The sequence below is a fragment of the Bradyrhizobium sp. HKCCYLS3070 genome (assembly GCF_051167575.1).
Taxonomy (GTDB): domain Bacteria; phylum Pseudomonadota; class Alphaproteobacteria; order Rhizobiales; family Xanthobacteraceae; genus Bradyrhizobium.
On record NZ_JBNPTI010000012.1, the window covers coordinates 109,236 to 121,455 of the forward strand.

11 protein-coding genes are annotated in these 12,220 nt (G+C 65.5%); 7 read left to right on the forward strand and 4 right to left on the reverse strand.

The annotated features are described in order from the left end of the window. The first annotated feature begins 84 nt into the window (after positions 1–84). Positions 85–1,488 carry a M20/M25/M40 family metallo-hydrolase gene (locus ACQR03_RS27750; RefSeq protein ID WP_316187280.1) on the forward strand — a complete coding sequence of 468 codons (1,404 nt, stop codon included), beginning with the start codon at positions 85–87 and terminating at the stop codon, positions 1,486–1,488. A gap of 59 nt (positions 1,489–1,547) precedes the next feature. Here ACQR03_RS27750 and ACQR03_RS27755 read toward each other — a convergent pair whose 3' ends face one another. Continuing rightward, positions 1,548–2,759, reverse strand: a complete 1,212-nt coding sequence (locus ACQR03_RS27755) for a diguanylate cyclase domain-containing protein (protein ID WP_434842019.1) — start codon at positions 2,757–2,759, stop codon at positions 1,548–1,550. Between the two features lie 145 nt (positions 2,760–2,904). After that, positions 2,905–3,999 (reverse strand): trypsin-like peptidase domain-containing protein, encoded by a 1,095-nt coding sequence (locus tag ACQR03_RS27760; protein WP_315753079.1) that lies wholly within the window; start codon positions 3,997–3,999, stop codon positions 2,905–2,907. A 222-nt stretch (positions 4,000–4,221) separates the two neighbouring features. On the opposite strand from ACQR03_RS27760, the gene groES reads away from it, so the two are divergent. The 5 genes from groES to ACQR03_RS27785 all read left to right on the forward strand — a co-directional run bounded on the left by groES (position 4,222) and on the right by ACQR03_RS27785 (position 8,017). Next, on the forward strand, positions 4,222–4,536 hold the full coding sequence (groES, locus tag ACQR03_RS27765) for a co-chaperone GroES (protein ID WP_315828253.1): 315 nt from the start codon (positions 4,222–4,224) through the stop codon (positions 4,534–4,536). A gap of 42 nt (positions 4,537–4,578) precedes the next feature. After that, on the forward strand, positions 4,579–6,201 hold the full coding sequence (groL, locus tag ACQR03_RS27770; RefSeq protein WP_315716107.1) for a chaperonin GroEL: 1,623 nt from the start codon (positions 4,579–4,581) through the stop codon (positions 6,199–6,201). 261 nt (positions 6,202–6,462) lie between these two features. Continuing rightward, a complete protein-coding gene (locus ACQR03_RS27775) occupies positions 6,463–6,693 on the forward strand; it encodes a hypothetical protein (RefSeq protein ID WP_315716108.1) in 231 nt (76 codons plus the stop codon). A 250-nt stretch (positions 6,694–6,943) separates the two neighbouring features. Next, positions 6,944–7,393, forward strand: coding sequence for an Hsp20 family protein (locus ACQR03_RS27780; protein WP_434842020.1), 450 nt, complete (start codon positions 6,944–6,946; stop codon positions 7,391–7,393). Positions 7,394–7,483: 90 nt separating this feature from the next. Further along, entirely contained in the window at positions 7,484–8,017 is a 534-nt protein-coding gene (locus tag ACQR03_RS27785; RefSeq protein WP_434842021.1) for a hypothetical protein, read from the forward strand. A 108-nt stretch (positions 8,018–8,125) separates the two neighbouring features. Here ACQR03_RS27785 and ACQR03_RS27790 read toward each other — a convergent pair whose 3' ends face one another. Both ACQR03_RS27790 and ACQR03_RS27795 read right to left on the reverse strand, forming a co-directional pair. Continuing rightward, positions 8,126–8,905, reverse strand: coding sequence for a class II aldolase/adducin family protein (locus ACQR03_RS27790; RefSeq protein ID WP_315716111.1), 780 nt, complete (start codon positions 8,903–8,905; stop codon positions 8,126–8,128). 106 nt (positions 8,906–9,011) lie between these two features. Beyond that, positions 9,012–10,664 carry a glycosyltransferase family 39 protein gene (locus ACQR03_RS27795; protein ID WP_434842022.1) on the reverse strand — a complete coding sequence of 551 codons (1,653 nt, stop codon included), beginning with the start codon at positions 10,662–10,664 and terminating at the stop codon, positions 9,012–9,014. A 441-nt stretch (positions 10,665–11,105) separates the two neighbouring features. On the opposite strand from ACQR03_RS27795, the gene ACQR03_RS27800 reads away from it, so the two are divergent. Continuing rightward, positions 11,106–12,026 carry a hypothetical protein gene (locus ACQR03_RS27800; RefSeq protein ID WP_434842023.1) on the forward strand — a complete coding sequence of 307 codons (921 nt, stop codon included), beginning with the start codon at positions 11,106–11,108 and terminating at the stop codon, positions 12,024–12,026. Positions 12,027–12,220 lie beyond the last annotated feature (194 nt).

Here is a 12,220-nt window from a genome sequence, read left to right on the forward strand (position 1 = left end):
CTGCCTTTGCATGAGGCTGGCCCGGACCGCGCAACGGAGCTACAAGCGGGCCGATAGCCGTTACATGCGAAGGATCCGGTGGCCATGGCCAATGCGCAGCTTCAATCCGTTCTCGACCACATCGACGCCGACTTCGACAATAGCCTGGAGCGGCTGTTTGCGCTGATCCGGATCAAGTCGATCTCGGCCGATCCGGCCTTCGCTGGGGATTGCAAGGCAGCAGCCGACCATCTTGCCAAGGATCTTGCGACGCTCGGTTTCGCCGCCGAAGTGCGGCCGACCGCCGGCCATCCGGCCGTGGTCGGCAAGAGCAACGGCCATGGCGCGGCCAAGCCACATGTCCTGTTCTACGGCCATTACGACGTGCAGCCGGTCGATCCGCTCGAGCTGTGGCATCGGCCGCCGTTCGAGCCCGTGGTCGCCGACCATGCCGACGGCCGCAAGATCATCGTCGCGCGCGGCGCCGAGGACGATAAGGGCCAGCTGATGACCTTCGTCGAGGCCTGCCGCGCCTGGAAGAAGGTGACGGGCGCGCTGCCGCTCGACATCACGATGCTGATCGAAGGCGAGGAGGAGGTCGGCTCCAAGAACTTCGTGCCGTTCCTCGAAGCCAACAAGGACGAGTTCAAGGCCGACTTCGCGCTGGTCTGTGACACCGGCATGTGGGACCCGAACACCCCGGCGATCACGACCTCGCTTCGCGGGCTGCTCTATGAAGAGGTGAAGATCAAGGCCGCCAATCGCGATCTGCATTCCGGCGTGTTCGGCGGCGGCGCGCGCAATCCGATCCGCGTGCTGACCGAGATCCTCGGCGGCCTGTTCGACGCCGACGGGCGCATCACCATCCCCGGCTTCTATGACGGCGTGAAGGATGTGCCGCCGGAGGTCCTGGAGCAGTGGAAGAAGCTCAACCTGACGCCCGAGAGCTTCCTCAAGCCGATCGGGCTGTCGATCCCCGCCGGCGAGAAGGATCGTCTGCTGATCGAGCAAATCTCGTCGCGGCCGACCTGCGACATCAACGGCATCTGGGGCGGCTATATCGGCGAGGGTTCAAAGACGGTGATTCCGTCGCTGGCGCATGCGAAGGTCTCGTTCCGTCTCGTCGAGGGCCAGGACCCGCTGAAGATCCGCAAGGCCTTCCGCGACTACGTGTCGGCGCGCATCCCCGGCGACTGCTCGGTCGAGTTCGGCGATCATTCGGCGGGCGCTGCGATCGCGCTCGACTGGACCATGAAGCCGTTGGCGGCTGCCAAGCAGGCGTTGACCGAGGAGTGGGGCAAGGAGACCATCCTGATGGGCTCGGGCGCCTCGATCCCGATCGTCACCGACTTCAAGAAGACGCTCGGTCTCGATTCACTGCTGGTCGGCTTCGGTCTCGACGACGACAACATCCATTCGCCGAATGAGAAATACGACCTCAAGAGCTACCACAAGGGCATCCGCTCCTGGGCCCGCATCCTCGCCGCGCTCGCGGAGATGCCACGGTAGTGCAGGCGCTCGTCCGGGCTACGACCGCGACGGCGCTGATTGTTTGCACGAGGCTGAACTCATGCCGCGCTGGCGACCGACTTCGCCGCAAGATCGCCGCCGGCGATCTTGCGCAGCGCTGCGAGATTGGCTTCGGCCGAAGCCAGTCGCCAGCAGGATTTCCCGCTCGACTTGGCTTCATACAATGCGGCGTCCGCCGCGAACAGCAGGGCTTCCGGATCGGTGCCGTGCTCGGGCGCGACGGCGATGCCGATGCTGATGCCGATCTGGACATGCGCGCCGCCCGGCAGGGCCATCGGCGAGGTCATCACCTCGATGATGCGCTCGCCGAGCGCCAGCGCGTGGTCGAGCGCAGGATCGCCGGCGAGCACCACGAACTCGTCGCCGCCGATCCGGGCGATGACGTCGCCGCGAGAGGCGGTCTGCCGCAGCGTCCGGCCGACGATCTTCAGCAACTCGTCGCCTGCGGCGTGACCGAAGGTGTCGTTGACCGGCTTGAAGCCATCGAGATCGAGATACAGGACGGCGAAGCTGCGATCGCCGCCGGCGTCGAGCCTGCTCTGCAGCGCATCGATCAGGCCGGCGCGGTTGGACAGGCCCGTGAGTGGATCGAGCCGCGCCCGCTCGTCGCTCTCGCGCTTGGCCTGCATGACCGCCACCAGCATCTTGTTGAGCCGGAACGCCGCGCCGGTCATGGCGAGGAAGTAGACCGGCATCTGCAGATACATCGCGAACAACAACGGCTCATGCGACGTCGCGACGCCGGGGATGACGGGGCCGATGCTGAACAGGATCATCGTGCCGACCAGGCGCGGCGCGCTGAAATTGCGAAAGCAGATGCCGCCCACCATGGCGGCCGAGGAGATGCAGGTCAGTGACGCGGCCACCCAGTCGCCGGACGCGAGGCTGATGCCGACGCCGAAGCCGACGCTGGCGCTCCAGGTCACCGACAGCAGGATGTGGATGTCGGTCGGCGTCGCCAGCCGCTCGCGCGCGCGGCGGTAGGCAATCATCATCACGATCAGCCGCGACAGGCAGATCGCGACTTCGAGCACGAACCAGGTGATGAAGAGCGGGCTCGGCGTACGCAGTGCGAGCGCTGCGGCGACAGCAACGGTGTTGATGGCGCCGCCGGCGAACACCGACCAGCAGCCGTAGAGCTCACGCGTCAACGCGCGGCGGATATCTGATGACACCGGATATCCCGGGTCGGCCAGCCAGCGCGTCACGCGCCAGCGTGGCAAACTGAACGCCAAACCATCACCCCGCATTTCAATACCTCCGCGGGGTTGCAATAAGCGCGATAGCACTTAACAGGCGTTTAGAGAGGTATCGGCGTCTCGCTGCATGCTTGATGCGCGGTAAAAATTTACTCCACGTGGTATGCGCAGCTAACAACGAACTGAAGTTGAATTCTCAGCCCGAGGTTCTCGCGCGCGCACGTTCTTCGGTGACCGGTGCGACCTCCACCGTCGCATTGCCGAGCGCGCGGTCGCGCTCGAACACGAGACGGACGCGCTGCCCGACCGGTGTGAGGCCGATCAGGTTACGCACCTGCGTGGCGCTGCGCACCGGCATGTCGTTCGCCTTCACGATGATGTCGCCCTTGCGCAGTCCCGCGCGTTCGGCCGGCGAGCCCACGGTGACGTCGGCGACGCGCGCGCCCTGAATCCGGCCGTCGGCCGGCGCATCCAGGTCGAGCAGGGTCACGCCGATGCGGCCGCGATCGACGCGGCCGTTGGCGACGAGCTGCTCCATCACCCGCCGCGCCATGTTGATCGGGACGGCGAAGCCGATGCCGACATTGCCGCCGCCGGGCGAGATGATCGCGGTGTTGATGCCGACCAACTCACCGCGCAGATTGATCAGCGCGCCGCCGGAATTGCCGGGATTGATCGCAGCGTCGGTCTGGATGAAATCCTCGTAGCCCTGCTTGCCGAGGCCGGTTCGCCCGAGCGCGCTCACGAGACCCGAGGTGACGGTCTGGCCAAGACCGAACGGGTTGCCGACGGCGATCACGAAGTCGCCGACCTCGAGCGCATCACTGTCGCCAAGCGCGATGGCCTTGAGGTCGATGGGGTCCCTGATCTGCAGCAGCGCGATATCAGTGGCGGGATCGCGCCCGACCAGGCGGGCGGCGAATTTGCGGCCATCCTTGGTGCGGATCTGCGCTGTCGTGACGTGCTCGACGACGTGATTGGCGGTCATGACGTAGCCGCGCTGCGCATCGACGATGACGCCCGAGCCGGTGGCGCTGATCTGCTTCTCGACCTGCTTGGGGACGTCGAAAAACTCGCGAAACAGCGGGTCCTGGTAGAGCGGATTGTCCTGGCGGACCTTGCCTTCGACCGAGATGTTGACGACGGCGGGCGTCACTTCCTTGACCAGCGGGGCCAGCGTCGGCACCCGGCCGAGCTTGAGATCGGGAATTTGGGCCAAGGCAGGCCCGGTCATCAGGCAAAGCAGAATGGCAGGCGCCAGGACGGCCCGGAGAAAAGGCGGAAGCTGCATCGTGATCCCCAACAAGCGCGATCAGGATTTTTTGGCGACGACAGAACTGGGAAAGCGGCCGGCCCGGTTCAAGAGCCGCACTGGCAATCGTTCCCCGAGAGTGCCAAAAAATTTACGTGACCCTCTTGAACGAAAAGTTCGGCTTTCCTAGGTCGTTGCTCGCTCGGGGGCCTGATGGGACCCGAGGCTTATGACATCGCTGATCTGTAAAGGAGGATGTGCATGCATTTCCGTCCATTGCACGACCGCGTGCTCGTGCGCCGTATCGATGCCGAGGAGAAGACCAAGGGCGGCATCATCATTCCCGACACCGCCAAGGAGAAGCCGCAGGAGGGCGAGATCGTTGCCGCGGGTCCTGGCGCGCGGAATGAGCAGGGGCAATTGGTGCCGCTCGACGTCAAGCCCGGCGACCGGGTGCTGTTCGGGAAATGGTCGGGCACCGAGGTCAAGATCGACGGCAAGGATCTGCTGATCATGAAGGAGAGCGATCTGCTCGGCATCATCGAAGCTCCCGTGGCGGCGAAGAAGGCCGCTTGATTCCCTCAACTGACAGTCATCGAGAGAAAGGAGACGACGAACATGGCTGCCAAGGACGTGAAGTTTTCGACCGACGCGCGCGATCGCATGCTGCGCGGCGTCGACATCCTCGCCAATGCCGTGAAGGTCACGCTCGGTCCCAAGGGCCGCAACGTCGTGATCGAGAAATCGTTCGGCGCGCCGCGCATCACCAAGGACGGCGTGACGGTCGCCAAGGAGATCGAACTGGAGGACAAGTTCGAGAACATGGGCGCGCAGATGGTGCGCGAGGTGGCCTCGAAGACCGCCGATCTCGCCGGCGACGGCACCACCACCGCCACCGTGCTCGCCCAGGCCATCGTCAAGGAAGGCGCAAAGTCGGTCGCCGCCGGCATGAACCCGATGGATCTGAAGCGCGGCATTGATCTCGCCGTCGACGCGATCGTCAAGGATCTCAAGTCGCACGCCAAGAAGATCACCAGCAATGACGAGATCGCGCAGGTCGGCACCATCTCGGCCAATGGCGACAACGAGATCGGCCGCTTCCTCGCCGAGGCCATGCAGAAGGTCGGCAATGAGGGCGTGATCACGGTCGAGGAGGCCAAGAGCCTCGACACCGAGCTCGAGGTGGTCGAAGGCATGCAGTTCGACCGCGGCTACGTCTCGCCGTACTTCGTCACCAATTCCGAGAAGATGCGGGTCGAGCTCGAGGATCCCTACATCCTGATCCACGAGAAGAAACTGTCGGGTCTGCAGACCATGCTGCCGCTGCTCGAAGCCGTGGTGCAGTCCGGCAAGCCGCTGCTGATCGTCGCCGAGGATGTCGAAGGCGAGGCGCTGGCCACCCTGGTCGTCAACAAGCTGCGCGGCGGCCTGAAGATCGCCGCCGTCAAGGCGCCGGGCTTCGGCGATCGCCGCAAGGCCATGCTGGAGGACATCGCGATCCTCACCGGCGGCACGACCATCTCCGAGGATCTCGGCATCAAGCTGGAGAACGTCACCTTGTCGATGCTCGGCCGCGCCAAGAAGGTCGTGGTCGACAAGGAGAACACCACGATCGTCGACGGCGCCGGCGCCAGGAAGGACATCGAGGCGCGCACCCAGCAGATCAGGCTGCAGATCGAGGAGACCACCTCCGACTACGACCGCGAGAAGCTGCAGGAGCGGCTCGCCAAGCTCGCGGGCGGCGTCGCGGTGATCCGGGTCGGCGGCGCCACCGAGGTCGAGGTCAAGGAGCGCAAGGACCGCGTCGACGATGCGCTGCACGCCACCCGCGCCGCGGTGGAGGAGGGCATCCTGCCCGGCGGCGGCGTCGCGCTGCTGCGCGCCACCAAGGTGCTCGACGGCGTCAAGACTGTTAACGCCGACCAGAAGGCCGGCGTCGACATCGTCCGGCGCGCCATCCAGGTGCCGGTGCGGCAGATCGTGCAGAACGCCGGCGAGGACGGCTCGCTGGTGGTCGGCAAGCTCCTGGAAAAGGATGCCTATGGCTGGGGCTTCAACGCCGCGACCGGCGAGTACCAGGATCTGGTGCAGGCCGGCGTGATCGACCCCGCCAAGGTGGTCCGTACCGCGCTGCAGGATGCGGCCTCGGTCGCCTCGCTGCTGATCACCACCGAGGCGCTGGTGGCCGACAAGCCGAAGAAGGCGGACGCCGCCGCGGCCGCGCCGTCGATGGACTTCTGATCTGATGAAGCCGGGGCTGGCCGCAGCCAGCCCCGGCTGCCTGAAGGAAATATCTACAAACAACTGATCGCTGCCCTGTGCGGTCGTGGATCGGCCACAACGGGCAGCTATCAATCAGGTTGACGATCGCAGTTCGTCCAGAACCGGCCACAATTGCGTTCAGTGAGCCGGCTGTGATCGGACCGACGGTCGACGGGAGGTGTGGTTGAGCGCTGCCGCGCCGCCCGGTCTCATCAGCAGCGCGAGCTCGCAGGCCCGATCATGCCAGCCTGGCAATACGATCATCCGCCGCCCAACCCGACCTCCGTCATGAGCATGGGCGATCCCCGCCGCTTGACGCGGTTCTTGATCGAGAGCGAGCAACGCGTGGTGGCGCACTGCCAGGCCGTGTTGTCACGTGGCGACATCGATCAGCGCGAGCGCGACCGGCTGGTCAGCGTGCTGCGGGAGGCGACGATGCGGCTGCAGCGGCTGTCCGCCGTGGCCGCCTGACGGGTGTTGCGCTGCGAAAAAGGCTGCGAAAAAAATCGATCCGTTCCTCTTGAAATGGATGCCGGCTTTTCTAATTCGTCTGCTGCCGCTTCGGCGGCGCCGGGTGCCATCAGGGCCCGGTCGAAATCTGGGCGCTGACCGGTTGTCTGGTACTCAGAAGTCTCTTGGTACTCGGACATCTCCGGGACTTTGAAGTCCGCATCGGCTCGGCGCTCCTTCGTATCCATCTTGCTCCTAGGAGGACTTGGCTATGAGGACCTACGACTTCTCTCCGCTGTGGCGTTCGACCATCGGCTTCGACCGTCTGTTCGACCTGCTCGACGAGACCCAGCGCGCGGTCGAGGACCACTATCCCCCGTACAACATCGAGCGGATCGGCGACGACCGCTACCAGATTTCGCTGGCGCTGGCGGGCTTCGCTCCGGACGAACTGTCCATCACCGCCGAGCACAACGTGCTCACGGTGGAAGGACGCAAGGGCGACAAGGAGACCCGCGAATACCTCTATCAGGGCATCTCGTCGCGGCCGTTCAAGCGGCAGTTCAATCTCGCCGACTACGTGCAGGTGACCAACGCGGCGTTCGACAACGGCCTGCTGCGGATCGAGCTCGTGCGCGAGATTCCCGAGGCGATGAAGCCGCGCCGCATCGCCATCGGCACGGCGCCGATCGAGAAGATCGCGCAGCAGAAGGCGGCCTGACGCCTTGTTTGAGCTACGGCGCGGGCGACGTGTCGCCCGCGCCGTAGCAGCATCTGTCTCTTGTGAAAGGAGTGGAAGAGGAGAGACGCCATGAGCGAGCACCGTTTTTCGATCACCGCGGGCAGGGCCGGTTTTCATCCGGTCTCGCACTACGAGTCGCCGGCGGACCTGCTGAATGACCGCAAGCTGTCACTGGCCGAGAAGCGGCTGATCCTGTCGTCCTGGGCGTCGGACATGTATGCCGTCGAGTCGCAGCCGGGCCTGCGCAAGATCCCGGGCATCGCCAGGCCGCTTTATCTGGCCGACGTGCTTGGCGCGCTGCGTCAGCTCGACCGCGAGGATCAGCCGCCGCGCCCACGCGGCGGGGCGGCCATGCGCATCGTCCCGCGCGTCGATGTCGAAGCCGATGGCGCCGCGATGGACAGCGCCGCGAGCGGCAGGATGCGGCCCGCCGCCCGCCTGCGGTTCTCGCGCGAGGCCAATGTGCGGCGCTATCGCAAGCTGCTCGCCACCCGCCTTGCCGAGCACGAGCGGCGCTTCGTCGAGCGGCGGCTGGCCGAGGAATTGCAGCAACTGCACGGCCCGTCCGAGCGGCAGGGCATGGCTCGGGCAGGATGCTGCTGACGGGGCACGTCATCGCACGAACAAAAACGCCGCCCGGAATTGGGCGGCGTTTCATTCCGAAAAGCGTAGAGGGTGATGGGTTCAGACTAACCGATCAGCGGGCGACAATCAATTGCGGTAGCCCGGATTGAGGCGATCGAGCCGGCGCAGCAGCGGCGGCCAGACCAGCTGGGTGGAGCGCAGCTCGACGCGATCCTCGTTGTCGAACAGCTTCGCATTCCTGTCGATGACCTCGTCGCGCACGGGATAGGCCGAGGGACCGAGCGTGCGCGTGCGGACCTGGATCGAGCAGGCACGCTCCAGGTGATACATGCGCTCGAAGGCAGAGGCGACCGAGCGGCCGACCGTCAGGGTGCCGTGATTGCGCAAAAGCATGTGGTTCTTGCTGCCGAGGTCGCGCTGCAGCCGCGGCCGCTCGTCATGGTCCAGCGCCACGCCCTCGTAGTCGTGATAGGCGAGGTCGTGGGTCACGTATTGCGCGATCTGGTTCAGCGGCAGCAGGCCGTCGGCGCAGCTCGACACCGCGACGCCATCGAGCGTGTGCAGATGGATCACGCAGCCGGCATCCTCGCGGACCTCATGGATCGCGGAATGGATGGTGAAGCCGGCGGGATTGATGCTGTACTCGCTCTCGGACAGCTGATTGCCGTAGAGGTCGACCTTGATCAGGCTGGAGGCGGTGATCTCCTCGAACAGCAGGCCGTAGGGGTTGATCAGGAAGTGATGCTCGGGGCCGGGGACGCGGGCCGAGATGTGAGTGTCCACCAGGTCGTCCCAGCCGAACAGCGCCACCAGGCGGTAGGCGGCGGCGAGATTGACCCGCTGCGACCATTCGGCCTCGGTCATGTTCGACGGCACTTCCTTGAGGCGCGCTTCGGCTGGCGACATGGCATTCTCCGATTTCCAAGAGTTCATCGGAGCCTAAGCGGCACGCCGCCGCGCGGCAAGGCGCGGGGCAGGGGGAGCAGTCATGTCGTTTGGCTGAGCAGGCCGCTCATGGCGCCGGGATCGACAGCAGGCTGGAGATGCTGCGGCCGCGGATGTCGTAGACCCGGGCGAACACGACGTCGTCGCGCTTGATCTCGACCATGACAGGGGCAGTCAGTCCCTTGCAGTAGAACTCGCCGAGGGTCATGGCGAAGTCGGCCGCGTGGCTGTCCCAGCCGATGGTGAAATCGGGGCCGAGCGCGACCTGGGCCGGCCGCTGCGGACCGCAGACCGCGACCTTCCATTTGTGCCCGATCGGCGGCACCTCCTGGCGCTCGTCGAGCTGCTCCTTCAGCCCGTCGGAGGCCTGCTTCAGCGCCAGCCCCCAATAGTCGAGCATGAACCGGGTGTCGGCCTCGCGCACCGTGCCGGCGATGAAGTTGAAGTGGGTGTACTGATAGGGATGCAGCCGGATCATCTCGGCCAGCGGCAGCAGCAGGCCGAAGCAGAACGCGGCGATCGCCACCGGCTGCCAGCTGCGGCGCTCGTCGGCGTTGAGCCACGACAGCAGCCAGGAGAACGCGATGCCGCCGAGCAGCGCCATCGGCGGGATCACGAACACGAAGTGGCGGATGCCGTTGTAGAGCGCCGGGCGTTTGACGATCGCGATCAGGATCGGCAGCGTCGCCGCCAGGGTCAGCATCAGCAGGATGCTCTTCTGGCGCGCCGGCACGTTGGGCCGCGACAGCGACATGATGGAGGCGACGGTGCCGGCGACGAACAGCGCGATCATCAGTTCGGGCAGCTGCAGCGCGAACAGCGTCGGCAAATACGACCAGGGCATGTCCGGCACCGAGACCAGCGCCCCGTCGAACATCTCCTTCCACGGCTTCTCGAAGAAGTGCGAGAAATAGGTCAGGGCCCGGAACGGGTTGGCCGGTTCGATGATCGACCAGGGCCAGATCAGCCCCATGATCAGGTAGCCCAGGACCAGGCCTGGGATCAGCACATAGAGCACGTGGGCGAAGCGGCGGATCGCCTCGCGCGGCCCTTGCGTGCGGTACTCCTCCAAGAACAGCGGCATGAAGCCGACCATCGCATAGACGACAGCCATGCCGCCCAGGATGCGGGAGCCGATCGAAAAGCCGGCGCCGAGGCCGAGGATCAGGATGGTGCGCGGCGAGGGGTAGGGGTACTCCTCGGCAAGGCGCACGAGACCCATCAGCAGCACCACCATGGCGACCGCGAAGGGGGCGTCCTTCGGGTTCATGAACATGTGGCCGTAGAAGATCGGGCACAGCGCCAGCAGCAGCAGTGCGGCGAGGCCGGCCACCGGACCGCCGATGCGACGCGCCAGGCGCCAGGTCACGCCAAGGCCGATCAGCCCGACGACGGCCCCGACCAGCCGGCGCGTCTCGAACAATTCCAGCGGCAGGATCTTGTGCAGCAGGGCTGCAACCATGTCGAAGCCGCCACCGTACATATACAGGTTGGCGAACGACAGCGCCGCCTGGTCCCTGAAACCGGAGCCGTACATGCGCAGCAACAGATCGGCATATTCGGCATGGGTGTAATCGTCCCAGCCGAGGCCGTAATCCCGGAAGGTCAGTCCGGCCACCACCGCGACCGCGGCAAGCACGAACAGTGCAAGATCGTCATACGTCCGCTCGAGGGACCGCCGCGTCGGGGTCTCAAGAACCGAAGTGGTTATCGTTGTCATGGCTGAGTGTGACCCGGCGTCCCCTGGCGACCCCGCTTCCGCGTTTCAGGCCTGTGTTCCCCGCCTCCGTATAGCGCGTCCCGGCTTCCGAGGTGTCGGAATTATGGGAAGGTATGCTTCTCGCAGCGCAGCGGGGACCCGAATTTCGGCTGCTGAGCGCCATATTGGCACAGTCAAATGAACGCCCGCTGAACCACAGGGGCCGGACGAACCCGGGAGGAACCTCAATGAATGCCGAGGGTTGGCCGATGTATATTGTGGCGGCATCATGACGATGGCTGCACGGCGGACGAGAACTTCAGCAGGATTGGCCGAACTTCCGCTGCAAATTGTCGCGGATTTGGACTAGAAACCGGATTCAAGGACGCGCGCAACCGCAGCTATCTAATGTGATTTCGGTCGGGACACCGTCCGGAACCGGCGCATTAGGGGATGAGTTCGATGATGAGTGCAATGTTGGCCGCCGGAGCCCTCGCCGTGTTGGCCGGGCTCGGGGCGATCGCCTGGGGAATTCCGGTCAAGGAGTTCAGCGTCGGCAATACGCTGATCCTGTCGGGGACCCTTGGGGTCTGCAGCGGGCTGATCCTGTTCGGACTGGCGGCCGTCCTCAGCGAGCTGAAGGTGATTTCGAGCCGGCTGAGGTCGGGTCCGGGCGCCGAGTCCGAGGCCAAGCCTCTGCAGCTCCCGCTCGGCGCCAGCAAGACCGACTTCGAGACCGCCCCCGTGCCGCCGACGGAGGACGTCTGGCGCGAGGGGGGCTCGCCACGTCCGCGTCCCCGCATGCCGGACCTGTCGTCTCCCCTGTCCTCGGGGTTGTCGTCGTCGCCTCTGTCCTCGTCTCCTTTGTCAGGCTCGCTGCGCGCCTCCGAGCCCTTGCCGGCGCCGGACGAGCCGCCAGCCGAACCCGCCGAGCGGCCCAAGCGCAACCTGCTGTTTGCGTCGTCGTCGCGGCGGGAACGGGAGCGCGCGGAGAAGCGCGGCGCCGAGCCGTTGCCGACGGATTTCCGGTCACCGCCCCTCAGCGCACCGCCGCCCGTGCCGCTGGACGAGCCTGCCGCGACCGAGTCGGGCCCGTCGGACGGCTGGTCTCGACCGGAGCGGACGCCGGAGCCTCTGCGCCCGCCGTTCCCGCGGCGCTTGGCGCGGGCCGCCCCGGCCTTCGTCGAACCCGAGCCAACCCCGCCGCTGCCTGAGCCGAAGGACCTGGACGCGCCGGCCGTCAGCATCGTCAAGTCGGGTGTGGTGGATGGGATGGCCTATTCGCTCTATTCCGACGGCTCGATCGAGGCGCAGATGCCCGAAGGGATGATGCGCTTTGCGTCGATCGACGAGCTGCGCACCCATCTCGAAGGCCGGACCTGACGCGGCCGGATCACACGGTCAGGTTGAATCCGGCGGGCGTACGGTACACAGTACTTGGCGGGTGACAGACTTCTCAAGAAGAAGTCCTCACTATCTTGTTATTTTGCCAGTCATTTGCCCATATTGCTTGCAGAATCGCGAGACAACGCTGCCACTCGGCGCGAGTGATACTTGCGATCGAGGGATACTTTACG

Excerpts from the sequence above, each read along its gene's own strand:
- ACQR03_RS27790 (WP_315716111.1), bottom strand. The coding sequence starts at position 8,905 with ATGTCGCCAGCCGAAGCGCGCCTCAAGGAAGTGCCGTCGAACATGACC.
- ACQR03_RS27780 (WP_434842020.1), top strand. The coding sequence starts at position 6,944 with ATGAGGACCTACGACTTCTCTCCGCTGTGGCGTTCGACCATCGGCTTC.
- ACQR03_RS27755 (WP_434842019.1), bottom strand. The coding sequence starts at position 2,759 with ATGCGGGGTGATGGTTTGGCGTTCAGTTTGCCACGCTGGCGCGTGACG.
- ACQR03_RS27795 (WP_434842022.1), bottom strand. The coding sequence starts at position 10,664 with ATGACAACGATAACCACTTCGGTTCTTGAGACCCCGACGCGGCGGTCC.
- groL (WP_315716107.1), top strand. The coding sequence starts at position 4,579 with ATGGCTGCCAAGGACGTGAAGTTTTCGACCGACGCGCGCGATCGCATG.
- ACQR03_RS27760 (WP_315753079.1), bottom strand. The coding sequence starts at position 3,999 with ATGCAGCTTCCGCCTTTTCTCCGGGCCGTCCTGGCGCCTGCCATTCTG.
- groES (WP_315828253.1), top strand. The coding sequence starts at position 4,222 with ATGCATTTCCGTCCATTGCACGACCGCGTGCTCGTGCGCCGTATCGAT.
- ACQR03_RS27785 (WP_434842021.1), top strand. The coding sequence starts at position 7,484 with ATGAGCGAGCACCGTTTTTCGATCACCGCGGGCAGGGCCGGTTTTCAT.
- ACQR03_RS27800 (WP_434842023.1), top strand. The coding sequence starts at position 11,106 with ATGATGAGTGCAATGTTGGCCGCCGGAGCCCTCGCCGTGTTGGCCGGG.
- ACQR03_RS27775 (WP_315716108.1), top strand. The coding sequence starts at position 6,463 with ATGCCAGCCTGGCAATACGATCATCCGCCGCCCAACCCGACCTCCGTC.
- ACQR03_RS27750 (WP_316187280.1), top strand. The coding sequence starts at position 85 with ATGGCCAATGCGCAGCTTCAATCCGTTCTCGACCACATCGACGCCGAC.